This window comes from Leisingera sp. MMG026, assembly GCF_021654205.1.
Classification (GTDB): Bacteria; Pseudomonadota; Alphaproteobacteria; order Rhodobacterales; family Rhodobacteraceae; genus Leisingera.
Genome location: NZ_JAKFZM010000006.1, coordinates 120,744 through 141,995, shown reverse-complemented (window position 1 = coordinate 141,995; position 21,252 = coordinate 120,744). Strand labels below are relative to the sequence as shown.

Annotated in this window: 24 protein-coding genes, 1 tRNA gene and 1 pseudogene; 15 read left to right on the top strand and 11 right to left on the bottom strand. The window is 60.6% G+C overall.

Translation table 11 applies throughout. The features are described 5' to 3' along the window. Positions 1-344 precede the first annotated feature (344 nt). Positions 345-632, top strand: a complete 288-nt coding sequence (locus tag L1069_RS05095; protein ID WP_237455002.1) for a hypothetical protein — start codon at positions 345-347, stop codon at positions 630-632. A 226-nt stretch (positions 633-858) separates the two neighbouring features. On the opposite strand, the gene ettA is transcribed toward L1069_RS05095, so the two are convergent. Then, positions 859-2,526 carry an energy-dependent translational throttle protein EttA gene (gene ettA, locus L1069_RS05090; RefSeq protein WP_129369567.1) on the bottom strand — a complete coding sequence of 556 codons (1,668 nt, stop codon included), beginning with the start codon at positions 2,524-2,526 and terminating at the stop codon, positions 859-861. A 308-nt stretch (positions 2,527-2,834) separates the two neighbouring features. Between ettA and L1069_RS05085 the strand changes: the two genes are divergently transcribed. Continuing rightward, positions 2,835-3,302: a YbaK/EbsC family protein gene (locus tag L1069_RS05085; RefSeq protein ID WP_129369566.1), complete on the top strand. Its 468-nt coding sequence runs from the start codon at positions 2,835-2,837 to the stop codon at positions 3,300-3,302. Between the two features lie 57 nt (positions 3,303-3,359). On the opposite strand, the gene L1069_RS05080 is transcribed toward L1069_RS05085, so the two are convergent. Then, positions 3,360-3,623 (bottom strand): zf-TFIIB domain-containing protein, encoded by a 264-nt coding sequence (locus L1069_RS05080; protein ID WP_237455001.1) that lies wholly within the window; start codon positions 3,621-3,623, stop codon positions 3,360-3,362. 165 nt (positions 3,624-3,788) lie between these two features. Here L1069_RS05080 and L1069_RS05075 point away from each other — a divergent pair, with 165 nt between their 5' ends. Next, positions 3,789-4,403 carry a hypothetical protein gene (locus tag L1069_RS05075; RefSeq protein ID WP_237455000.1) on the top strand — a complete coding sequence of 205 codons (615 nt, stop codon included), beginning with the start codon at positions 3,789-3,791 and terminating at the stop codon, positions 4,401-4,403. 11 nt (positions 4,404-4,414) lie between these two features. On the opposite strand, the gene L1069_RS05070 is transcribed toward L1069_RS05075, so the two are convergent. Together L1069_RS05070 and L1069_RS05065 are read right to left on the bottom strand one after the other, a co-directional pair. Beyond that, positions 4,415-4,822, bottom strand: coding sequence for a universal stress protein (locus L1069_RS05070; RefSeq protein WP_134828926.1), 408 nt, complete (start codon positions 4,820-4,822; stop codon positions 4,415-4,417). Between the two features lie 107 nt (positions 4,823-4,929). After that, positions 4,930-5,253, bottom strand: coding sequence for an antibiotic biosynthesis monooxygenase family protein (locus L1069_RS05065; protein WP_129369562.1), 324 nt, complete (start codon positions 5,251-5,253; stop codon positions 4,930-4,932). Positions 5,254-5,406: 153 nt separating this feature from the next. On the opposite strand from L1069_RS05065, the gene L1069_RS05060 reads away from it, so the two are divergent. Together L1069_RS05060 and L1069_RS05055 are read left to right on the top strand one after the other, a co-directional pair. Further along, a complete protein-coding gene (locus tag L1069_RS05060) occupies positions 5,407-6,066 on the top strand; it encodes a hypothetical protein (protein WP_237454999.1) in 660 nt (219 codons plus the stop codon). A gap of 27 nt (positions 6,067-6,093) precedes the next feature. Next, the gene (locus L1069_RS05055; protein WP_237455008.1) at positions 6,094-6,588 is read left to right on the top strand and encodes a pyridoxamine 5'-phosphate oxidase family protein; all 495 of its coding nucleotides are present in this window, start codon (positions 6,094-6,096) and stop codon (positions 6,586-6,588) included. Here the strand turns inward: L1069_RS05055 and L1069_RS05050 are convergent. The 3 genes from L1069_RS05050 to L1069_RS05040 all read right to left on the bottom strand — a co-directional run bounded on the left by L1069_RS05050 (position 6,585) and on the right by L1069_RS05040 (position 11,184). Further along, a complete protein-coding gene (locus L1069_RS05050) occupies positions 6,585-8,870 on the bottom strand; it encodes a glycosyl hydrolase family 28-related protein (protein WP_237454998.1) in 2,286 nt (761 codons plus the stop codon). The two genes, L1069_RS05055 and L1069_RS05050, sit on opposite strands and share 4 nt — an antisense overlap. 97 nt (positions 8,871-8,967) lie before the next feature. Then, positions 8,968-9,369 (bottom strand): DUF4864 domain-containing protein, encoded by a 402-nt coding sequence (locus L1069_RS05045; protein ID WP_237454997.1) that lies wholly within the window; start codon positions 9,367-9,369, stop codon positions 8,968-8,970. A gap of 171 nt (positions 9,370-9,540) precedes the next feature. Beyond that, the gene (locus L1069_RS05040; protein ID WP_237454996.1) at positions 9,541-11,184 is read right to left on the bottom strand and encodes a lysine--tRNA ligase; all 1,644 of its coding nucleotides are present in this window, start codon (positions 11,182-11,184) and stop codon (positions 9,541-9,543) included. Positions 11,185-11,435: 251 nt separating this feature from the next. Between L1069_RS05040 and L1069_RS05035 the strand changes: the two genes are divergently transcribed. Further along, positions 11,436-11,858, top strand: a complete 423-nt coding sequence (locus L1069_RS05035) for a tellurite resistance TerB family protein (protein WP_027257720.1) — start codon at positions 11,436-11,438, stop codon at positions 11,856-11,858. 206 nt (positions 11,859-12,064) lie between these two features. Here L1069_RS05035 and L1069_RS05030 read toward each other — a convergent pair whose 3' ends face one another. Continuing rightward, positions 12,065-12,790, bottom strand: a complete 726-nt coding sequence (locus L1069_RS05030) for a GNAT family protein (protein ID WP_237454995.1) — start codon at positions 12,788-12,790, stop codon at positions 12,065-12,067. Between the two features lie 137 nt (positions 12,791-12,927). After that, positions 12,928-14,415, bottom strand: coding sequence for a D-alanyl-D-alanine carboxypeptidase/D-alanyl-D-alanine-endopeptidase (dacB, locus tag L1069_RS05025; protein ID WP_237455007.1), 1,488 nt, complete (start codon positions 14,413-14,415; stop codon positions 12,928-12,930). A 131-nt stretch (positions 14,416-14,546) separates the two neighbouring features. Here dacB and L1069_RS05020 point away from each other — a divergent pair, with 131 nt between their 5' ends. Next, positions 14,547-15,353, top strand: coding sequence for a DMT family transporter (locus tag L1069_RS05020; protein WP_205877327.1), 807 nt, complete (start codon positions 14,547-14,549; stop codon positions 15,351-15,353). Here L1069_RS05020 and L1069_RS05015 read toward each other — a convergent pair. Then, positions 15,333-15,965, bottom strand: coding sequence for a nicotinate-nucleotide adenylyltransferase (locus L1069_RS05015; protein WP_237454994.1), 633 nt, complete (start codon positions 15,963-15,965; stop codon positions 15,333-15,335). The two genes, L1069_RS05020 and L1069_RS05015, sit on opposite strands and share 21 nt — an antisense overlap. Before the next feature lie 127 nt (positions 15,966-16,092). Here L1069_RS05015 and L1069_RS05010 point away from each other — a divergent pair. From L1069_RS05010 to L1069_RS04980, 7 genes and pseudogenes are all read left to right on the top strand, one after another. After that, a pseudogene (locus L1069_RS05010) lies at positions 16,093-16,191 on the top strand (IS481 family transposase); the annotation flags it as partial. 299 nt (positions 16,192-16,490) lie between these two features. Continuing rightward, complete coding sequence (locus L1069_RS05005) at positions 16,491-17,957, top strand: PAS domain S-box protein (RefSeq protein WP_237454993.1); 1,467 nt, start codon at positions 16,491-16,493, stop codon at positions 17,955-17,957. Between the two features lie 7 nt (positions 17,958-17,964). Further along, a complete protein-coding gene (locus L1069_RS05000) occupies positions 17,965-18,429 on the top strand; it encodes a response regulator (RefSeq protein ID WP_343328039.1) in 465 nt (154 codons plus the stop codon). Between the two features lie 198 nt (positions 18,430-18,627). Continuing rightward, positions 18,628-19,104, top strand: a complete 477-nt coding sequence (locus L1069_RS04995; RefSeq protein ID WP_237454992.1) for a GNAT family N-acetyltransferase — start codon at positions 18,628-18,630, stop codon at positions 19,102-19,104. Positions 19,105-19,139: 35 nt separating this feature from the next. Then, positions 19,140-19,216 (top strand) — tRNA-Arg (locus L1069_RS04990). Between the two features lie 349 nt (positions 19,217-19,565). After that, a complete protein-coding gene (locus L1069_RS04985; RefSeq protein ID WP_129369552.1) occupies positions 19,566-19,937 on the top strand; it encodes a DUF4157 domain-containing protein in 372 nt (123 codons plus the stop codon). Between the two features lie 137 nt (positions 19,938-20,074). Next, a complete protein-coding gene (locus L1069_RS04980; protein WP_237454991.1) occupies positions 20,075-20,287 on the top strand; it encodes a hypothetical protein in 213 nt (70 codons plus the stop codon). On the opposite strand, the gene trxC is transcribed toward L1069_RS04980, so the two are convergent. Further along, positions 20,284-20,709: a thioredoxin TrxC gene (gene trxC / locus L1069_RS04975; RefSeq protein WP_237454990.1), complete on the bottom strand. Its 426-nt coding sequence runs from the start codon at positions 20,707-20,709 to the stop codon at positions 20,284-20,286. The genes L1069_RS04980 and trxC overlap by 4 nt on opposite strands. Positions 20,710-20,907: 198 nt before the next feature. On the opposite strand from trxC, the gene L1069_RS04970 reads away from it, so the two are divergent. Next, positions 20,908-21,222 carry a hypothetical protein gene (locus L1069_RS04970; protein WP_134828920.1) on the top strand — a complete coding sequence of 105 codons (315 nt, stop codon included), beginning with the start codon at positions 20,908-20,910 and terminating at the stop codon, positions 21,220-21,222. Positions 21,223-21,252: the final 30 nt, after the last annotated feature.

The following is a 21,252-nucleotide window of genomic DNA, read 5'->3' as shown; positions in this document are numbered from 1 at the left end:
ACCGAAACTGAGCGTACGTATGAATGCACGTCCTGCGGGATGGAGTTTACGCACGAAGATATCATGGATCAAAATCAAGACACGATTTCGCGTGCCGTCGAGGGCATGAAGAAAGAAATAGTTGCGGACATTCGAACGGACTTTAGGAAAATTTTCAAATAGGTAAACCCATAGAAATTTCCGAATTTGTTGCAGGTTTAGCTTTCTTTATATCGCTACTTGCATACATTGAAACGAAAAGAGCCAACAGGTCTCAAAGTCGGCTTACTGACAGAGAGCTCGAACTCGTTCGCATTCAAATACAAACTGCACAAAATGAAGCAAAAAGGGAAAAAACCGCAGCAGTGTCTGCGCGCCTGAACAAAGTTGATAAATCCTCCTGGAAGCTGCGCGTCTTCAATACTGGCCCTGCCCCTGCTTTAAACGTCCGACTTGTACTGGATGAGCAAAACAGCATCATTCAGGAAAATTCAGCCAGCCGGAAATTTCCGATGTCCAAATTGGAGAAGGGGCAAAGTGTTGAATTAGCCGCATTTGTTCACATGCAATCTAACCCAAAAGAGTGGCTTAGAATTCGCTGGGATGATCCTTCCGGCAAGGATCGTGAGAACCGCATTGAAATAACGATCTAGTTGCAGTGTGCCATTTATACAAAAAACCAGCATCCCATCCAGAGGAAGGGCGTTCGCGCCCGCCGTCACGCCAAAGGCGTGCCACGCACGCCGTCGCGCGCGCCCTTGCCCGACCTGCCCCTTAGGCGCAGGCTGGCAGACACCAGAAACCTGCGCGCACCCCGGCTTACCACTTGCTTTAGCCACAACAAAAAGGGCGGCCAATTGGCCGCCCCGTTCGTGCATATCACCGCACAAACTTCTTGTGCTTCAGGCGCTTGGGCTCCAGCGCGTCGGCGCCCAGCCGGCGCTTCTTGTCTTCCTCGTAGTCCTCGAAGTTTCCTTCGAACCACTCCACATGCGCGTCGCCTTCAAACGCCAGCATATGGGTGCAGATCCGGTCGAGGAAGAAACGGTCGTGCGAGATCACCACAGCGCAGCCGGCGAAATCGACCAGTGCGTCTTCCAGTGCCCGCAGGGTTTCAACGTCCAGGTCGTTGGTCGGCTCGTCAAGCAGCAGCACGTTGCCGCCCTCTTTCAGCAGCCGCGCCATATGGACCCGGTTGCGTTCACCGCCCGACAGCAGGTTCAGCGGTTTCTGCTGATCGCCGCCTTTGAAGTTGAACGAAGAGCAATAGGCGCGGGAATTGACCTGCGCATCGCCCAGCTGGATGATCTCGGAGCCGCCGGAAATCGCTTCCCAGACGGTTTCATTGTCTTTCAGGTCATCGCGCGATTGATCGACATAGGACAGCTTCACGGTGTCACCATAAGTGACGGTGCCCGCATCGGGCTGCTCCTGGCCGGTCAGCATACGGAACAGTGTTGATTTACCGGCGCCGTTGGGGCCGATGACGCCGACAATGCCGCCGGGGGGCAGATCAAAGGACAGGCCCTCCACCAGCTGCTTGTCGCCGTAGTGTTTGGAGATGCCTTCGACGTCGATCACCTTGGATCCCAGACGCGGGCCGTTGGGAATGACGATCTGGGCGCGGGTCAGCTTTTCACGCTCGGACTGGCCGGCCAGATCGTTATAGGCGTTGATCCGGGCTTTGGATTTCGCCTGACGCGCCTTGGCGCCCTGACGCATCCATTCCAGCTCGCGCTCCAGCGTCTTCTGCTTGGATTTGTCTTCGCGCGCTTCCTGCTGCAGGCGTTTGGCCTTTTGCTCCAGCCAGGCAGAGTAATTGCCCTCGTAGGGAATGCCGCGGCCGCGGTCCAGTTCCAGGATCCAGCTGGTGATATCGTCCAGAAAATAGCGGTCGTGGGTGACGCAGAGGATGGTGCCCTTGTAGTCGATCAGGTGCTGCTGCAGCCAGGCGATGGTCTCGGCGTCCAGGTGGTTGGTCGGCTCATCGAGCAGCAGCATTTCCGGCGCTTCCAGCAGCAGCTTGCACAGTGCTACGCGGCGGCGTTCACCGCCCGACAGGTTGGCAATCTCGGCATCATCCGGCGGGCAGCGCAGCGCCTCCATCGAGATGTCGATCTGGCTGTCCAGATCCCAGAGGTTTTCCGCATCAATGCTGTCTTGCAGCGCGGTCATCTCTTCCATCAGCTCGTCGGTGTAGTTCTCGGCCATTTCAACCGCGATCTGGTTGAAACGGTCGACCTTGTCCTTCTTGGCCTTGACGCCCAGCATGACGTTTTCCCGCACAGTCAGGCTCTCGTCCAGCTTCGGCTCCTGCGGCAGATAGCCGACTTTGGCACCTTCGGCAGACCAGGCTTCACCGGTGAAATCGGTATCAAGACCGGCCATGATCTTCATCAGGGTGGACTTACCGGCGCCGTTGACGCCGACCACACCGATTTTCACACCGGGGAGAAAGGACAGGTGGATGTTTTCAAAGCATTTCTTGCCACCGGGGTAGGTCTTGGAGACACCCTGCATGTGGTAGACGTACTGATAGGCGGCCATGTGACTGCTCCATGATGGGGGAATTCTAGCTGGCTGGTGTGATAGCGGATGGGCGGCGGCGGGGCAATGAGGGATGCAGAGGGCAGGAACCAGCGTGCGCGCCGGGGCGGGAACACCTGCCTCTTGCCCGACTCACCCCTCCTGCCGCAGACTGGATGGCACCGGAAACTTCGGGGCGCCCCGGCTTGCCGCTGGCTGCGCCCAGACCTGACGATGCCGCCCTTTCCAGGATCGCAAACCCACTGGCGGCATTCCAGACCTGCGCCACAGCGGCCGGGGGGCCTTTCCTAACACAGGAGGACCCTTTGATGATCGCCTCACGCCTGAAACATCATCTGGAGGCACAAGGCCTGCCGTTCGGCACGGTCCGCCATCCCTATACCGCCACGTCCGCCGAATGCGCCGAAAGCGCCCATGTGCCGGGGGACCATCTGGCAAAATCGGTGCTTATCCACATGGAGGAAGGCCCGGTGCTTGCCGTGGTGCCCTCCAATCAGACGGTTGATCTGCACGCGCTGCAATCAATGATGGACCGCCGCCTTGGCCTGGCGCCGGAATATGAGCTGAACCAGGTCTTTGACGATTGCGACCCTGGCGCTGCCCCCTGCGTCGGCCAAGCCTATCATGTGCCGACGGTCATTGACGACAGCCTCAGCGGCCTGGACAAAGTCTGGTTCGAGGCCGGCGACCACAAGACATTGGTGGAAATGAAGGGGGATGATTTCGACACTCTGATGAAGGATGCCAAACACGGATCCTTCTGCACCATGCATTAGCGCCCCTGTGCCAATGGCCTGCCGCCCCCGCGTCACCGGGGCGGCGCCTGATGCGGGTCAGAAGTCGAACAGATCTTCCAGAAAATTCTTCTTTTTCTTCTTATAGGGTTTCTTGCCGTAGCGCGGATCATAATCGCCGCCCCGGTCGTCATTCCGCTGCGGCTGCTGCGGGGCGGCCTGCACTGGCTGGGCGGAGCGCTCGATGATCTTGTCCAGCTCGCCCCGGTCCAGCCACACGCCGCGGCATTTCGGGCAATAATCAATTTCCACCCCGGCGCGGTCGCTCATGACCAGCTGGGTTCCGTCAATCGGGCACTGCATCTGCGTCTCCTTACACAACTCCAGCAACTCAGGTGGGCAGCGCCGCAGCCCGGCACAAGACAACAGTGCCGTAAATTCGCGATAATTGCAGGATTCCGCCCATTCACACGGGGCTGACCCGTGGTAAGCTGACCAAAAATCACAGCAAAAAACGCGGAGGCACACTTGAGCAGCAAAACCATTCAGGCCGGAGTCCTGACCCTGATCCTCGCCAGCACCCCTGCCTTTGGCGGCGAAGGCGGCGGCGGCGGCAGCCGGGACAGCGGCGCAAGCAGCGGCGGCGGCGGCCAGCGCAGCGGGCTGAGCTCGCGGGCGACAAAAAACGTTGTCACCACATTGACGCGCGGTTTTGACCGCTGCGGGACATTGCCCAAGGTCTACAAATACGACTGCTACCGCCACACCTATAAACTGGCGGTTCAGCAGCTGGGCGGCAACCATGCCTATGCCGAAGCAACCAAGGCGCTGGTCCTGGTGCAGGACACGCTGACCCAGGCGGTCAACAGCAATCTGGACCCGGCGCAAAAGCCAAAGCGCAAGGGATTGAATCTGTACCGTGCGGTAAAACCAGCTGCTGTGCCGCAGATCAAGCGGCAGACCGAGCGGGCGATGCAGCAGGCCGAAACCATCCTGCTGCGCTCGCCTGCGGACAAGCAGGTGCATTATGCCCGTATCGCCGAAGCGGTGAATTCCAACAAGGTTCTGCTGCGCTCAGCCTTGCTGCCGGGGGCGGCGATCCGGCTGGCCTGGAAGTTGCTAAAGGCGGCAGTCCCGGCCTGACCGGGGCGGCGTCAGCGCACCACATGCACCGCACAAGCAGCGTGGCGCACCACATGGCCCGAGGTCGATCCCCACAGCAGATCCTGCATTGACGGGCGGTGCGAGGCGAGGATGATCAGGTCCGGCTGGTTCTGCTCGGCCCAGTCCAGAATGGTGCGGCCGGAATGGCCCTCAACCAGTTCTCCGCGGGCATTGGGCAGGGTCTTGGCCAGCCCGTCCAGCTCGGCCTGCAGCGCGCTGCGGGTGCCGTCCATGAAATCTGCCGGAATGTAGGAAATCGCATAGGCCGGGACCTGCTCGATCACATGCAGCAGCGTCACGTTGGCCCCCGGGGCGGACAGCAGCCGTGCCACTTTCAGCGGCCCGGTCACGTCCCGTTCGGGATCGAATGAAATCGGCACCAGGACATTGTGGTACATAGCAAACCTCCATCGGTTGATGTTCCTGTCAATGATAGCCCCGCCGGTGGCATCCTGCCATGACCGGGGTCAAAGCAGGTGCCGTTTTGGGTGGAACTGGCAAAAGCTTAGGTGCCGAACACCTCTGCCACGTCATACATCACCGGCTCAAAACTGCGGCACAGTTCATTGATCTTGCGGTTGCGCTCGCGCATTTCGGGACTGCGCAGCATTGCCATGAAATCCTCGCGGCGGCGCCATTGCGAGTAATTGGCGATACGGGTCTGCGCGTCATTCACATGCAGTCCAGCGGCAACAAAGCCGGGCTGTTTCGAGATGAAGTCCGCGTAGGCATCCTGCAGCGCCTCCAAAAGGTCCTGACAGGTCCCCGGCGTCATCTCAAATGTGGTGATAACGGTTTGGATATCAGCGGTTTTTGCTATTTTCGGCATTGGCCCCTCCGTTGAATTCCTCCAGCCTACGCCCGTTCGCGCATGAAGCGCACCACCTTTTTTGAGACGGCAATCATTTCGTGTGTAGTCATAATTTAATACAACCTTAACCATAAGTCGAAACTCTTACCGCAGTGTTCTGAGGGTTTTGGGATGAAACCTGCCTGTGCCATTTGTCTTGCCCTGACGCTGGCCCAGCCGGTGGCTGGCGGTGCATGGCTGGAGAAGCCAGGCAGGGGGTTTGCGTCTGCCAGCGCCACCTACCGGCAAACCGGTGATGAAGGCGCCCAAGAGCTGAGCTATTATGGCGCATTTGGCATTACCTCCAAGCTCACCCTCGGCATTGACCTGAACCAAAGCTCGGCTGGCTCCGGCCACGCGCTGACGTTTGCCCGATCGCAGCTGCACGCCGGTCCCCGTTTCCGGCTGGCGGTTGAGACAGGGGTCGGCGGCAATCATTACCAGGGTCTTTGGCAAATGATGCAAAAGACAACACTGTCTTACGGGCGCAGTTTTGAGACCGGCCAAGGCACCGGCTGGCTGGCGGTCGATGCCGCATACGAGCTGCGCAACAGCGGATTTGATGCGGCCTGGAAACTGGACGCCACCATCGGTCTGAACCGGCCCGGAAAAGCCGCACCAATGCTGCAGGTCGAGACGTCCAAACCGGGCGGCGGCCGGTTTTCCTATGCGCTGACCCCGGCGCTGCGCTATCCGCTGGACGGCAGCCGCGAGCTGATCCTGGGGCTGGAATACCGCAACACAGGCCAGCGCAGCCTTGGTCTGGAGCTGGGGGTGTGGCAAAGATTCTGAAGCCTTTCAAGGAAACCAGAAATGACGATGCCCGACCCGGTCCGCCCCGCAGATGACGACGCCCGCGCTTTGGCCCAAAGCCTGATGGCAAGCGCCCGCTTTGCCGCCCTTGGCGTGCTGCTGGACGATGGCAGTCCGCTGGTCACACGGGTGGCTTTCGGACTGGATCCGCAGGGGGATCCTGTCAGCCTGATCTCCGGCCTGGCGCTGCACACGGCTGCGCTGCGTCAGCGGCCGGCCTGCTCGCTGCTGGTCGGTGAGCCGGGAGGCAAAGGCGATCCGCTGGCCCATCCGCGCCTGAGCCTGATGTGCCGGGCGCGTTTCATCAGCCGCCAGGACCCGGAGCATGAAGTGCTGGCCGCGCATTACCTGCGCCGCCAGCCGAAGGCCAAGCTGTATCTGCAACTGGCTGATTTCACCTTTGTGCGGTTTACTGTGACGGGGGCGCATCTGAACGCCGGCTTTGGCAAGGCCTTCCGCCTTGCCGCCACCGATCTTCAGCACTCCGGCGGCACTGGTTAGCTGTCCATCCGCATGATGACCTGAACTTCGCCCTTGACGGCTTCACCCCAGCGCAGCCGGATCTCGTCGTTGTCCGGGCCTTGCTGCGCTTCGGTATACGGCACAATGTAGCGGGTGCTGTTGCCGCTGCTTTTCAGCGCGCCCAGCGGCACCACGCTGTCGACATAGCGGGCGAACCCTTGGAACGGCAGCAGCCCTTCGGCCCGCACCGGCCAGGAGGTTGAGGCAGAAGATTGATCATGCCGCACCCGCAGCGGATTGGCGGTTTGCGCCGTGACATTATGATACATGTTGCCGCTGAAATCGACGTTTTTGGACCGGCTGAAATCCAGATCCGAAAAACTGGTATCCACGCGCTCCGCCCGGTCAATGCTGCCCTGAAGCGAGCGGAATTTATTGCCGGTGACAGAAAGCCCGTTCAGGAAATGGCCGCTGCCGTAGGGTTTGACGACGATGTAGCTGAACCACGGTGCGACATCGCCGGACAGGAACACATTGGCACTCACTGACAAGGCGCTGAATGAAAACCCGCCGGTGAAATCAGGTGTTGCGTCCCGCTCGTTGGTCCATTCGATAAAGCAATTGTCGATGTAGTTGTCCGACACGGTTGAGGTGCAGTTGTTGGAGGCCAGCACCAGACCTGCTGTGCGCACGCCGTTGGCGATGCTGTCGCCCTGAAAGAAGTGATTTCCGGTTACCGTATTGTTGCCGCCCGCCAGCAGCGCGAAATGGCGGAACCTTGTGGCCCGGTTGCTGCGCAGCTTGGCGTCGTTGGAATTGACGTTAAGGCCGATGCTGACCCGGTCTGGAACGTCCAGCGGGTCCTCAGCTGACAGGAACTGGCAATTGTCGACCAGAATACCCTGGCAGCCGGTTCCGGCCGACGTAATTCCGCGGTCCTTAGGGCGTGAAAAGAAACAGCTGTCGAACGAATTCACCGACCCGGCCGGCGCCAGCCGCACTGCGCTGCAGCGGGAATTGCACTGGAATTCGATGCCTTCCATGCCAAACTTGCTGAGCGAACTGAAGCCGCTGAAATCCACCAGATATTTGAAGTCGCGGAAGGTGAACGTCTGGGTGCCTTCGGCATCATAAAGCGCCGCGCTGAGGGTCAGCTCTCCGGCGCCGGTATTTTTGGATTTCACATAAATCTCGCGGCCCACTCCGGCGCCTTCGACCAACGAGCCAACTGCAATATTCGCGATGTTCGCAACATTGGTCAGTTTTTTGGAGTCCGAGGCACTGTAGGTTGCCTGCGAGGTCACCGCACCGGTGTCCCAGGCCGCATTGCTGGCGGCCTCCAATTGGCCGTTGCGGATCACCCGGCGGGTCGCATAAGAGCTTTTGTTCGGGACTGCGGCTTGCATGTCGATCGGCCCGGTGACGGTGATCTTGCGGCCCTTCAGATCCAGGGATTCGTGATCTGCGTTATTGATCAGCGCCTGAAACGCCTTTTTGAACCCCAGCTCCTCATTGCCGAATGCCGCCGCATATGCGGGGAAATCGAAGTTCTTTGTCAGCAACAGCATCTGACTGTCCGGCATGGAAACGGTGCCTTCGAACACGGCCTGGTGGTTCAGTGAAACGGTGCTGTTCAGGCGGAAATCCCCTGCGGGCACCAGGATGCGCCGCCCGTCTGCTGCCGCGTCCGCCGCTTCAAAGGCCGCCGTGCAATCAAAGCTGCCATTGCCCACCGCACCATAGTCGGTGACGTCCACCACGCTTAGCATATCCCGCACAAAGGCGCTGGTGATGTCGGTGATCTCAATGTCGTCGATCCGCACCACGCCGCCGTTGGCGCCGGTCAGGTCGAGGCCGAAATGGCCGTAGGCCGCATTGCGCCCCCAGGGCATGTCCACCCCGCCGCGGCTACCGCTGCCGACAATGCCGGTGACCTCCACCACTTGGCCATAGGCGGTCAACGAGACCTGCGGCGCAGTCTCAGTCACACCGCCGATATGGCTGCCGCCGCTGGCCCCCGCCCAGCCTGCAACGCGGACCGCAGGCAGCGCACCGCTGACCGCCTTCACCCGGACCTTTATCTGCAAATAGCAGCCCGGTTGCAGCGGCGTCTGACCCATGAAGCGCAGCTTCTGGGTGTTCTCAGTCTTCTGCATCTCCAGGCAGCCGCCGAAATCAGCATCCGCCGCCACAAAAACTGCATTGGCGGCGCCGTCATAGGTGTCTGATCCGGGAGTGCCGTCGCCGCTGGACCAGACGTCCAGACCATCCGCAAATGCTGGCGGCATCAGCTGCAAACCTTCGGTGATTGCCTTGTTCATGAGAGTTCCTTCTCCTGCTGAGCATGTCGCGTTCAGGGAAAAGGGTTTACAGATGCCGCGTTAAATTCCGCCCAGCGGTGCGTGCGCAGGCCTGGGCCTAGGCGCCTTCAGCATGCCCGTTCAATAGCTGTACCGCGTTGATTTTCCATTCACTTCCAGGCTTAACCATTTGGTAATCCAAGAGGTGCACGCGGCCCTTTGTGTCAGTGATCATCACCCGCTGCCAATAGCTGCCTGCCACTTCGCGCAAGTCCAGATAGCGCACTTCGGCGGGCCGCCAGACCATCGGGTAGCCCTGGCGCACCATCGCGGCAAAGTGGTCCGGGGTGCCGAATAGGCGCCGGATCAACGGCGAAGCGTAGGAGAAGGCGGTTTCGGTATCATTGTTCAGGAAGGCAGAAATCTGAGAGCCGATCACAGCTGTGACCGGCTCCCTTTGAGCTATTGCCGGGAAGGCCAGAAGAAAAACACTTACCCCCGCAAACAGAACACTGCGCATCTGCCCCTCCCGGTCCGTTTGACTCCAGTTAGGGCAAAGTGACGTAACGTCAAAAAATTTTTGGGGGGAGCTGGCGCATAGCGCGGGACAAGGCCGCAGACCGCCGCGCATGGCTGAAAAAGAAAAGGGCGCGGAAATCCGCGCCCTTGCTGATCACGATTGCGCGAAAGCTTACGCCAGCTCGCCCGCCAGCGCCTGCTCAATCAGCGCGATGGTGTCCGCGACGCCGTAAAGCGCGATAAAGCCGCCGAAACGGGGGCCTTGGGAGGCCCCCAGCAGCACCTCGTAGATCGCCGAGAACCAGGCGCGCAGCGGCTCGAAGCCGTGGATCTTGCCGATGGCAAAGACCACGGACTGCAGGAATTCCTCATCCGCGAAATCAGCCTCGGGCAGCTCATCATCATTGCCGGCCAGTTCGTTTTTCTTGGCGATGGCTGCCAGCGCAGCCTCGGGCGATTTCAGCGCATCCGCCAGATCCTGCAGCGCTGCACGCTCCTGATCGGTGGGCAGGCGGAACACTTTGGCCGGTTTCACGAAGTCGTTGAAATATGCCACCGCAAAACCTGCCGCCTGATCCATCGTTGGATTGCTTTCCGGGGTCGCATCAGGCGCGTATTTGTTAATGAAGCCCCACATCGTTGCCTTGTCCTCGGCGCTGGAGGCCGAAGCGAGGTTCAGCAGCATCGAGAACGGCACCACCATATCCGACTGCGGCACGTCACCGCCGTGAATGTGCCAGACCGGGTTGTTCAGCTGACCCTTCAGGTCCTGGCCATGGTAGGCGCGCAGCTGCTGGTGGTATTCGTCGACCGCCTTGGGGATCACGTCGAAATGCATCCGCTTGGCGGTCTTCGGCTTCTGGTACATGAAATACGCAAGACTCTCGGTCGAGGCATAGGTCAGCCATTCGTCGATCGAGATGCCGTTGCCAGAGGTCTTGGAAATTTTCTGGCCATTGGAATCCAGGAACAGCTCATAGGTGAAATGCTCCGGTGCGCGGTGGCCCAGCACCCGGCAGATGCCGTCATAGATCGGCGTATTGGTGGAATGGTCCTTGCCGTACATCTCAAAATCGACTTCCAACGCGGCCCAGCGGGCGCCAAAGTCCGGCTTCCACTGCAGCTTCACGTTGCCGCCAGTGACCGGCAGGGTCCATTCCTTGCCGTCTTCGTCGTCAAAGGTGACGGTGTAGGTCTCAGCGCAGACCTTTTTCATCGGCACGTACAGGACGCGGCCGGTTTCCGGATGGATCGGCAGGAAGATCGAATAGGTCTGGCGGCGCTCTTCGCGCAGGGACTTCAGCATGATCGCCATAACGTCGTCGTATTTGTCGACGGCGCGTTTCAGCACCTCGTCGAACTGGCCGGATTTGTAGAACTCCTGCGCCGAGTAAAACTCATACTCGAATCCGAAGGTATCAAGGAAGCGGCGCAGCATGGCGTTGTTGTGGTGGCCGAAGCTTTCGTGGGTGCCAAACGGATCCGGCACCGAGGTCAGCGGCTTTTGCAGATGCTCATGCAGGCTGTCGGCGTTGGGCACATTGCCCGGCACCTTACGCATCCCGTCAAGGTCATCCGAGAAGCAGATCAGTTTGGTTGGAATGTCCGAGATCAGTTCAAACGCGGTCTTGATCATGGTGGTGCGGGCGACTTCGCCAAAGGTGCCGATATGCGGCAGGCCCGAGGGGCCATAGCCGGTCTCAAAAAGAACATAGCCCTTTTCCGGCGCGCCCTTGGCGTAACGTTTGAGAACCCGGCGGGCCTCTTCAAACGGCCAGGCTTTGCTCTTGAGAGCTTCTTCGCGCACATCAGACATTTGTGTTCTCCATCGGCGGCGTCATTTCCGGTTTTCCAGGGGCCGCAAGATCAGTGCGGATGCCCCATGCATCCAGCCCTTTCCTCTATTGTGCTGATGCAGCATGAGTCAATAATCACTGGCCGGGCAGCGCCGTCTTTTGCCGCCGCAGAGCGGATAAAAACTCCGCGCAGCCGCAGCCTGTTGTTGAACCTCGCCGCCGGCCTACCTATCGTGGCCGGATCAATATTGCGCAAAGAAGGATTCCGTCCATGAGTGAGCAAACCCCGCACCCGATGTCCCCGCAGGACTGTCTGGTGGCGCTGATGGTGGCGGTTTCTGCCTCGGACGAAAATATCCGCACCGCCGAGCTGGTGAAAATCCAGTCCGCGGTCAACATGCTGCCGGTGTTTGCCGATTACGACATCGACCGGGTGACGCGGGTCTCGCAGACGGTTCTGGACCTGTTTGAACAGGAAGACGGTCTGGCGGCGCTGTTCGGCCTCATCCGCGGCGATCTGCCGGAGCGGCTGTTTGAAACCGCTTATGCGCTGTCCTGCGATGTGGCGGCTGCGGACGGGATCCTGGGCGAAACCGAGCTCGAGTTCCTGGCGGAGGTCCGCTATGAGCTGAACATCGACCGGCTGCATGCCGCGGCCATCGAACGCGGGGCACGGGCGCGGCACATGGTCTGAACGGCGCATGATCTGAACGGCGGAAGGGGGCGCTGCCCCCGGCCTTGCGGCCTCCCCCGGGATATTTTCAGCCAGAAGAAGAACCCGGTGCCGGGTCGGTCGGCGTGGCGGAAACTGCTGCCACCGTGCGGTTTTCCGGACTTTTGGCCTGGAGAAATATAAGCAGCCAAGCGCGGGCGGGACTGGCTGCTCAGGGTCCTGCGGTATCAGCCCGTCCGTCTGGCTTCTGCGATCAAATTGCCGAGGCTTTGCTTCTGCTGTCCTTGGCCACCGAAGTTTGCTGGATCAAGCCACGTCTGATAGGCGGCTTCAAGCATGGGCCACTCGACATCCAGCACTGAATACCAAGCGGTATCACGGTTGCGGCCCTTATACACAATGGCCTGGCGGAACAGACCTTCATAGGTGAAACCGAAACGCTCTGCCGCGCGGCAGGACGGCGCATTCAAGGCGTCGCATTTCCATTCAAAGCGGCGGCAGCCCAAATCATTAAACACCCGTGCCATCATCAGATAGATCGCCTCGGTCGCCGCCCGCGTCCGCTGCAGCGCCGGGGCAAAGGTGATGCCGCCGACCTCGATCACGCCGTGGGCGGGCTGAATGCGCATATAGCTGGCAATGCCTTCGGCCTTGCCGCTGTCCCCGTTGATGACCGCGAAGCAGGGCTGCGCATCCACGCCGCTGGCCGCCTGCGCCCAGGTCCGCAAGCCTGCCGGCGTCTCAAAGGGGCCATAGGGCACATAGGTCCAAATCGCATCGGTTCGGTCCTGCTGGAAAGCCGCGAACAGATCCGCGGTGTGGCGGTCCGCGTTCAATGGCTCAACCCGGCAGTATTGCCCAGCCATGCCGGTGTGGCCGGGGTGCCGGGCCCCGCGCCAGTCCGGCAGCGGCGCACCGATGGGCTGGCCGTGTTCGTTGGTGAGACCGGTCATGGCAGGCATCCTTTTCCAAGCAGTTCCGCGGCAGCTTGCGCCGCCGTCCTGCGCAGGTTTGCCATGTAACCGGACCGGACAAAACGTCCAGATTCCGGCATTATGCCCAGACCAATCCCGCCTGTCCCGGACCCGGGTCAGCTGCCGTAGACCGCGCCCCATCGTTCGATCAGTTGCTGTTGCAGCTTCTTGGCGCGGCGGTTCCAGCCGCGCGCGCCCTTGGGGCGTTCGCGCTGTGCGCGGGGGATGCGGGCACGCGTTTTCTGGTCAGCAGTGAAAATGGCAAAGGCCAGTACCGTCCCGTCCGCAGCGGTCATGAAACCGCCCAGGCCCGAGACAAAATTAAGCGTGCCGGTCTTGGCAGCAACCTTGATCGGGTGGCCCTTGACGATACCGCCCTTGGCATCACGCATCCGGAAGGGTTTCAAAAGCGGCTTGAGCCGGCCCGTCTTGTAGGCCGCAACCAATGCACCGGTCAGATCCCCCGGCGTCATCCGCGACGCCTCGCCAAGGCCGGAATGATCCACCAGCCTGGTACCGGACATGCCGTATTTTCCGGCAGCCCAGCGGTTCATTTCGGCGGCGGAGGCCTTGAGCGAAGCAGGCCGGCTGCCGCGTGCGGCGGTGGCGGACATGCCGATCATCTCGGCCATCAGGTTGTTGGAGTATTTCAGCATCGCCTTGAGCATCATGTCCAGCGGCGGGCTGTGATGCCGGGCCAGCAGTTGCGACTGGGGCAAGGATTTGGCGGGTTTTGCCTTGTCCAGCTTGATCCCGTTTGCCCGCGCCAGGGTGCGGAACACATCGCCGGCATAGGCCGCAGGGTTGCGGACCGGCAGCCAGCGCGATCCGCCCTTGCCCAGCGCCTTGGCGGCGACAGTCCAGTGATCGACGCCCCCTTTTTCGGCATAGGTATAGACCGGCCCCGAGCGCGAGGCGATTTTCATCTGCGCATTGACCACTTCGGGACGGTATTTCTCGGTCCTTGCGTCCATGGTGATCGCCCAGCCGCCGCCGGACGCGCGTTTCCATTCGAAATGCACCCGGTTGAAGTTCAGCGCGATGCCGGACACGGCGGGGGAATAGCCGACATGGTCGGGCTGGCCCGGATCGATGGTTCTGACCGCAGGCAGGCTGCTGTCCCAGACCAGGAATCTGCCCCGCACCTCGCGCACGCCGGCGTTTTTCAACGCCTTGGCCAGCAGTGCCAGATGATCGGTGTTGAGCATAGGGTCGCCGCCGCCGGCCAGGATCAGGTCGCCCTTGACCACGCCGCCCGCGACACCGCCGGTCGCCAGTATGCGGGTCTCGAACCGGTGATCCGCACCCAGTACATCCAGCGCATACAGCGCGGTAAGCGCCTTGGCGACGCTGGCAGGCGGCAGGGCTTCGGCCCGGCCCGAGGATTCCAGCAGCTTGCCGGTTTTCACATCGGCCACCGCACAGACCGCCTGGCCCGGCAGATTGGCCCGCGCCAATAGCGCCTTGAGCCCGTCCGCTCCGGCCGCAAGAGAGCTGACACGGCGCGCCACGGGCCGCAGCGATACCGCCGGCGCATTGGCCAGCGCTGAGGAACCCGCCAAAGCGGCAAGCCCGGAAAGGAGGAATGTCCGGCGTGAAATCATCTTATTCATTTTTAGTGTCAGGACCTGCTCTTCTTCAATCCCGTTTCCACGGCAATCCGCCGCAGGATCCGGGGTTTTTCCCGGTGGGAAGTCCTGCTACCGCTGGCAGCATGTTGCAAGCAGTCATCCTTATGTTCGTGGCCATGTCAATGATCCCTGCGGGCGATCTGTGCGGGAAGCTGCTGACGGGCGGCGGGCTGGCCACACCGGCGTTTGTCGCCTGGTCGCGGTTTGCCATCGGCACCGCGTTGATCCTGCCGTTTGTGCCGCGCCGGGCCTATGCGCTGCTGGGCGATTGGCGGCTGTGGCTGCGGGCCGGACTGCTGACCGGCGGCATTTTTTCGATCCAGCTGGCACTGGCGACCGAGCCGCTGGCCAATGTCTTTGCCGCCTTCTTTGTCGGTCCGGTAATCAGCTATGTGCTGTCGGTCCTGCTTTTGCGGGAGCAGGCGACATTGCTGCGCAGCCTGCTGATGGGACTTGGATTCCTCGGCGTGCTGATGGTGGTGCGGCCTGGCCTGGGAGGCTCCATCAACCTGCTGTGGGCGGTGCTGGCAGGATGTTTCTATGGCGGTTTCCTGACCAGTTCGCGCTGGCTGGCGCATCTGGGGTCGCCGTTGGAGCTGAGCCTGACCCAGCTGCTGCTTTCCGCTATCCTGATGCTGCCTCTGGGCCTCGGCAGCCTGCCTGAGTTTTCGCCCTCGACCGCCGCACTGACGGTGGGCAGCGCGGCGTTTTCAATGACCGGCAATCTGCTGCTGCTGTTTGCCTATGGCCGGGTGCAGGCGGTGAAACTGGCGCCAATGGTCTATTTCCAGCTGGTCGCCGCTGTCAGCCTCGGCTGGGCCGTCTTCAGCCAGCTGCCTGATGCATGGACCTGGGCCGGGCTGGCGGTGGTGCTGTCCGCCGGTCTGGCCTCAGCCGTGCTCCGCCGCTGACCATTCGCCGCGGGCCCGGATTTCGGTTGAGCTGACATCCACCATCGGCACGTTGACAAAACACCAGGCCGGAGCCGTGGCCCGCGCCAGCAAATGGCTCTGGCAGCCTTTCAGCATCGACTGCCGGGCAAAGCGCGCTGCGGGGGAAAACCGCGCTGAGATCCGGTCGTTCGGCCGTGCCAGCACCCCCACCGGCACGGTGTCCAGGATCTGCTGCCAGTCTTTCCAGCGATGGAAATGGGTCAGGTTGTCCGCCCCCATCAGCCAAACAAAGCGCACGCCCGGATGGCGGCGGCGCAGGTGGCGCAGAGTCTGGGCGGTGTAGCGGGTGCCGAGATCCGCCTCGATGCCGCTGATGTGGATGCGCGGGTGCTGGATCAGGTCTTGCGACGCTGCGATCCGCCGCTGCAGGGCGGCCGGCTGGCGCGCTTTCAATGGGTTGCCCGGGGACACCAGCCAGAACAGGTGATCCAGTCCGAACCGCCGCAGGGCCGCATGGGAAATCGCCGCATGGCCGCGGTGCGGCGGATCAAAGGACCCTCCCAGAAGCCCGACGCTTTGGCCCGGGCGGATATGCGGCAGCTTGCAAACCATAGCAGCCTTGATGCACATAATTTCCCGGAGAGATCAATCGGGTGAGGCGCCACGGCCTTATGATACGGCTGCGCTCTACAGCCCGCGATCCGGCACCTGCCGCGATTCAAATGCTCTCTCGAACCGTTGGCGCTGGCAGTCTCATTCATAGCATCGTTGCTTGCAGCGGCGCGGATTATCCAGACTGCCGGACGCCGAGGGTGGCAAACCAAAGCGGCAAAAGTTCAAGCGCTGCCCGATCGGCAGAGCCAGAGAGTAGCCAAATTAGTGCTCGAAACTGCCCAGGCATCGGGGAGCGGCCCGTGTCCTCTTTGCCATCGACACGGCTGCAACGGTTACTTTTTGGTTATGTGCCAGAGCCTAAGGAGCGCCCAGCAAGCAGCCTGTCCGCAATCAGCAACTTAGAGTTGCGCGCCTATTGCTGAAATCTCCAAAGAGTGTAATCTGGTCAAAAATGCCGGCCCGATGCAGCGCGCAGCAGGGAATACCAGCGATCAGTAAGCAGGCTTTGGTCCGCTTGCGCAGCAGCAGAAAGCCCCAAGGATGACATTTTCCAGACAAATGGACGCCTCCCAGCCACTCCGTGGCAATCGCATCCGGTACCTGACGCACGGCACTGCAGCCCTGCTCGTTGGCGCCGGTTTTATCTTCGATCTGCTGACGCCGCTTGGGATTGCGGGCGGCCTTATCTATGTGGCCGTTGTCCTGTGCGCTCTTTGGGATGATAATCCGAACACGGCCTACAAGTATGCGGCAGCTACCACTGTGCTGACGATTCTTGGCTATCTGCTGTTTCCGCGTGTCGGGATCAATGAATGGATCGTCCTGACCAACCGGGCACTTACTGTATTGGCGCTTTGGGCGCTTGCCTTCATCGTTCGCCAGCAGAAAGCAGCCCAGCTTTCGCTGGTGCAGAAAACGACTGAGCTTGCCGCCATACAGGACAACACAGTCGAAGGGATGATAAGCATCAGCACCGAAGGGGCAATTTTGAGCTACAACCGCGCCTGCGAGTGTATTTTCGGATATGCGGCCGGTGACGTCATTGGCCGGAACATCAAATGTCTGATGCCGGATCCTTACCATTCCGAGCATGATAGCTACCTCCGCAACTACCTCAGGACCGGACAAAGGAAAATCATTGGCACTATCCGTGAGGTTCAGGGACAACGCAAAGACGGCAGTGTCTTCCCGCTAGAATTGTCTGTCAGCGAAGTCCGGATCGGCGGCCACCATCTGTTCAGCGGTATCGTCCGCGACATATCCGAACAGAAGCGCGCCGAAGCGGAGCGCGAGCAGTTCATCAGTGATCTGTCCCGTTCGAACCAGGATCTGGACGATTTTGCCTATATTGCCTCCCATGATCTTCGGGCGCCTCTGCGGGTTATCGGAAACGCCTCCAGCTGGCTGGAGGAGGATCTCGCCGACGCCATGGACGATGAGAGCCGGGAAAACCTGCAGCTCATCCGGTCCCGGATTTCGAGGATGGAACAACTGCTGGACGACTTGCACGAGTATTCCCGTGCCGGGCGCAAGACGGACGCCAGATATCAACAGCTGATGCCAGGCAGCGATTTGATGGATGAAGTACTGATGCTGCTCGACCAGCCAAAGGGGGTCACCATCAATACCGACCCCGGTTTCGCCGCCATCCAGCTTCCGAACATGCCGTTGAAGCAGATCTTGGCCAACCTGATCTCCAACGCGATCAAGCACAACGAAACCAGCACAGGCGTGGTTGACGTGCTGCTGGAAGACGACGGCGGCATGTATGCCATTACGGTCGCCGATGACGGTCCCGGTATTGATCCGCAGTTTCACGAGCAGATTTTCAAGATGTTTCAAACACTGAAGTCGCGCGACGTGGTCGAAGGCAGCGGTATCGGCCTGGCGATCGTCAAGAAACACGTGGAAAATGCGGGCGGCAAAATCTCTTTGCAGTCTTCGCCGGGCGAAGGCTGCGCATTCCGGTTCACTTGGCCCAAGCCGGCCTGCCCAAACAAAGGATAGCCAAAGTATGATGAGAATGAACAGCGGCGGGCAGACCTCTCATAAGGATCTGAACATCATTCTGGTGGATGATGACCACGGGGACGCCAAGGCCGTTGAGCGGGCATTCAAGAAAGTCAAAATCGCAAATGAGATCACACGCGCGATCGACGGGCTTGAGGCGCTGGATTACCTCCGCGGGACGGGCGGCAAGGACAAGGTCCAACAGCCCTATGTGCTGCTGGTTGATATCAAGATGCCGCGGATGAGCGGCATCGAGCTGGTCCAGGAATTGCGCGCAGATCCTGAACTCAGCAGGTCAGTGGTATTCTTCCTGACGACCTCAAGCCACGAGCAGGACATCGAAGCTGCCTATGAATTGAATGCAGCAGGCTATATCGTGAAGGAAACAGCAGGGCGTGATTTCTTGCAACTAGTCGATATGGTTGACCGCTATTGGCGGATTGTCGAATTCCCTATCCCCGGCACCTGATCCGCAGCACTGTTGCGGCTCTGCGTCTGAAAATCACCGGCAGCCATGCCAAACGTGCCGCACCTCCGGGCCGGTTTCAACGTGACGGCAAGGTGCCGTCATATCTTGACACTGAGGGGTAAAGGGTAGCTGTCTGGTGCCTGAGACAGATTGCAGAAATTCTATACACATCCCCAAGAGCAGGAGGTGCAGCACATTATGCCCCGCTTTGAGATCAGCCCGGAAGACCCGGCCGGACCGGAAGCTTCAGCCCTGATCCGGCGGCATCTTTCGCAAATGGCGGCACAATCGCCGGAAGAAAGCTGCCACGCGCTGGATACAAGCGGCCTTGAAGGTCCTGATGTACAGTTCTTTCTGCTGCGCCAGGGCGGCAAACCGGTTGCCATGGGGGCGCTGAAACTGCTGGAAGGCGGCGCACGCGAATTGAAGTCCATGCACACGGTGTCCGAGGCCCGCGGCAGCGGAGCAGGACGCGCAATGCTGGAATTCCTGCTGCAGCTTTCCCGCAAAGAAGAGGCCACAGGCCTCTTTCTGGAGACTGGCTCCACCGATGATTTTCTGCCTTCGCGCAGACTGTATGAATCCCTTGGTTTTAAGCAATGCGCGCCCTTTGGGGACTACGCAGCGGACCCTTGGTCAGTATTCATGCACCTGGACTTGCGCGCAGCGGCTTGACCCTTGGCACCCGCCTGTCATAACTGGCGCCAAGCGGTCCCTTAGCTCAACTGGATAGAGCAGCTGACTTCTAATCAGCAGGTTGAGGGTTCGAGTCCTTCAGGGATCGCCAATTCCTTTAGTTGCCAATGAAGCATAACTTTAGCAGCTTTGATGCACACCCTGTGTCACGGGGAAAGTGCCAGGTGGGCTAGTGCTTGCTTCCCTTCCACCGAGAGGACCGCACCATCATACCGCGGGATCAAACAGCTGCGACAGCGGCTGCCTGGGCGGACCCGGGAGATTGGCCTCCCGTCCTCTGAACAGCCATTATGATGCTTGATGATGCTTGGCTGAACCGTCAATGAGGGAGCGTCACCAACGGCCTCTCCTCTCTGTTTCGTCTTTCCGCAACTCCGCGCTACCATCGCCTCAGGCGCTCTGTGCGCCAATTGTTGGTTTATGCATTGGAGATGAATCCCATGGCCCTGAAACCGGAAGAAGTGAAGGCACAGGTCGAGGCGCTTGGCGGCAAGCAGGCCAAGCGCAAAAAGCTCAAGACCGAACCCGAAGGCACGTCCGAGAAGAAACTGCCCGGCGATCTGCGCAAAGGGCTGGAGGCGCATTTCGGCGGTAATCTGGGCAAGGTCAGGGTGCATGTCGGCGGCAATGCCAAGGACGTCTGCAAGGAACTGAAAGCCAAAGCCTTTACCGTCGGCAACAACATCTATGTGATGAAGCCTGCATTCGCCAAGGATACCGACCTGCTGGCGCATGAGCTGACCCATGTGCTGCAGAAGGGCAAGGGCAAGATGCCCAAGGCCAAGGACGGCGTGGCGCTGACCTCAAAATAGGCCTGCACCACCCTTTCGCGCAGCTCTGCCCAGCCTATTGACACATTTTAAACCTTTTTTAAGCAAAATTGCCCGCAAGATAGTCTTGAGAGACACTGGGGCGGTCAGGCTAGATTGCTCCCGGAGAAGGAGTTGCCATGGTTTGGGCTGGACTGTTCGCAGGCATGATCACCGGAATGTGCGCCACGGCGTTTGGTTTTTTTGTGGCCGCGCTGCCGCTGTGGCTGAGCCTGCTGCTGTATCCGGCAGCCGGGCTGGGCGCGACCGTGCTGGTTATCGCGGGGCTTTCCCTGCGCTGCTGGCTGCAGTCGCAGCCGGTCATCGGACAAGCCTACGGAAACCGCGCCTAGCTGCGCAGCCAGCTGACGATCTGGCCTTGCCGCATCGCGCCGGCCTGGCGTTTTTTCTCTTTGCCGCGTTCAAAGGCGACCAAGGTCGGGATGCCGCGGATGCGGTATCGCGCACCGGTGGACGGGTGGTCCTGGGTGTTCAGCTTGACCAGCCGCGCCTTGCTGCCCAATGCCTTAGCGGCCTTGGCAAACTCCGGTGCCATTGTCCGGCAGGGCCCGCACCAGGGCGCCCAGAAATCGGCCAGCAGCGGCAGATCGTCATTCTGCGCCGCCTTCTGCAATGTGGCCGGGTCCACGTCCACCGGCTTGCCCGGCATCAGCGCCGCGCCGCAGCTGCCGCAATTGGGGCCTTTGCCCAGCTTGTCCTCCGGCACCCGGTTCAGCTGGGCACAGGCCAGGCAGGTCAGGGTCTTGGCACCCATGATGGTTCCTCCGCTTCAATCCTGCCCTGATACAGACATCGGCTGCCAGGCCGCAAGAGACGCCGCCGGAGCTTCACAAACCTGTAATCAGCACTGGAAGCTGCAGGCCGCCGCTTCAATATCAAAGGCATGCAACAGATACTCCGCCTCCTGCCGCCGCTTGCGGCCGTTCTGGCAGCCGCCGAACTGGCGCATTTTATGAATCTGACCGCAGGCCTGGGGGCACATCCCTGGTGGGCGGGCAAAGTGATCTGGCTGGGCGCCCTGCCCGGTCTTGCGCTGGCCCTTGCCGTCCGGCTGCTGCACCTGCCACGCTGGCTGGCAGCCGCGGGTTTCGCGGTCTTCGGTGCCGCGGCCTTTGCCATCGCGGCAGCAGGCAAGGCGCAATTCGCCGCGTCTTACGCCGAGGACCTGTTGGCCGGGAAATTCTGGTACTTTGGCTGGATTGCCGTCTGCACCCTGGCTGCTGCTACGCTTGCAACACTTGCCGGCCCGTCTGCGGAAACCCGTTGACCCAGCGCATTCCGCGCCGGAAGATGATTA

Bases quoted from the DNA above. Each gene is read 5' to 3' on its own strand.
- ettA (WP_129369567.1), bottom strand. From the start codon at position 2,526: ATGGCCGCCTATCAGTACGTCTACCACATGCAGGGTGTCTCCAAGACC.
- L1069_RS05085 (WP_129369566.1), top strand. From the start codon at position 2,835: ATGATCGCCTCACGCCTGAAACATCATCTGGAGGCACAAGGCCTGCCG.
- L1069_RS05080 (WP_237455001.1), bottom strand. From the start codon at position 3,623: ATGCAGTGCCCGATTGACGGAACCCAGCTGGTCATGAGCGACCGCGCC.
- L1069_RS05070 (WP_134828926.1), bottom strand. From the start codon at position 4,822: ATGTACCACAATGTCCTGGTGCCGATTTCATTCGATCCCGAACGGGAC.
- L1069_RS05065 (WP_129369562.1), bottom strand. From the start codon at position 5,253: ATGCCGAAAATAGCAAAAACCGCTGATATCCAAACCGTTATCACCACA.
- L1069_RS05060 (WP_237454999.1), top strand. From the start codon at position 5,407: ATGAAACCTGCCTGTGCCATTTGTCTTGCCCTGACGCTGGCCCAGCCG.
- L1069_RS05055 (WP_237455008.1), top strand. From the start codon at position 6,094: ATGCCCGACCCGGTCCGCCCCGCAGATGACGACGCCCGCGCTTTGGCC.
- L1069_RS05050 (WP_237454998.1), bottom strand. From the start codon at position 8,870: ATGAACAAGGCAATCACCGAAGGTTTGCAGCTGATGCCGCCAGCATTT.
- L1069_RS05045 (WP_237454997.1), bottom strand. From the start codon at position 9,369: ATGCGCAGTGTTCTGTTTGCGGGGGTAAGTGTTTTTCTTCTGGCCTTC.
- L1069_RS05040 (WP_237454996.1), bottom strand. From the start codon at position 11,184: ATGTCTGATGTGCGCGAAGAAGCTCTCAAGAGCAAAGCCTGGCCGTTT.
- L1069_RS05035 (WP_027257720.1), top strand. From the start codon at position 11,436: ATGAGTGAGCAAACCCCGCACCCGATGTCCCCGCAGGACTGTCTGGTG.
- L1069_RS05030 (WP_237454995.1), bottom strand. From the start codon at position 12,790: ATGACCGGTCTCACCAACGAACACGGCCAGCCCATCGGTGCGCCGCTG.
- dacB (WP_237455007.1), bottom strand. From the start codon at position 14,415: ATGATTTCACGCCGGACATTCCTCCTTTCCGGGCTTGCCGCTTTGGCG.
- L1069_RS05020 (WP_205877327.1), top strand. From the start codon at position 14,547: ATGTTCGTGGCCATGTCAATGATCCCTGCGGGCGATCTGTGCGGGAAG.
- L1069_RS05015 (WP_237454994.1), bottom strand. From the start codon at position 15,965: ATGTGCATCAAGGCTGCTATGGTTTGCAAGCTGCCGCATATCCGCCCG.
- L1069_RS05005 (WP_237454993.1), top strand. From the start codon at position 16,491: ATGACATTTTCCAGACAAATGGACGCCTCCCAGCCACTCCGTGGCAAT.
- L1069_RS05000 (WP_343328039.1), top strand. From the start codon at position 17,965: ATGATGAGAATGAACAGCGGCGGGCAGACCTCTCATAAGGATCTGAAC.
- L1069_RS04995 (WP_237454992.1), top strand. From the start codon at position 18,628: ATGCCCCGCTTTGAGATCAGCCCGGAAGACCCGGCCGGACCGGAAGCT.
- L1069_RS04985 (WP_129369552.1), top strand. From the start codon at position 19,566: ATGGCCCTGAAACCGGAAGAAGTGAAGGCACAGGTCGAGGCGCTTGGC.
- L1069_RS04980 (WP_237454991.1), top strand. From the start codon at position 20,075: ATGGTTTGGGCTGGACTGTTCGCAGGCATGATCACCGGAATGTGCGCC.
- trxC (WP_237454990.1), bottom strand. From the start codon at position 20,709: ATGGGTGCCAAGACCCTGACCTGCCTGGCCTGTGCCCAGCTGAACCGG.
- L1069_RS04970 (WP_134828920.1), top strand. From the start codon at position 20,908: ATGAATCTGACCGCAGGCCTGGGGGCACATCCCTGGTGGGCGGGCAAA.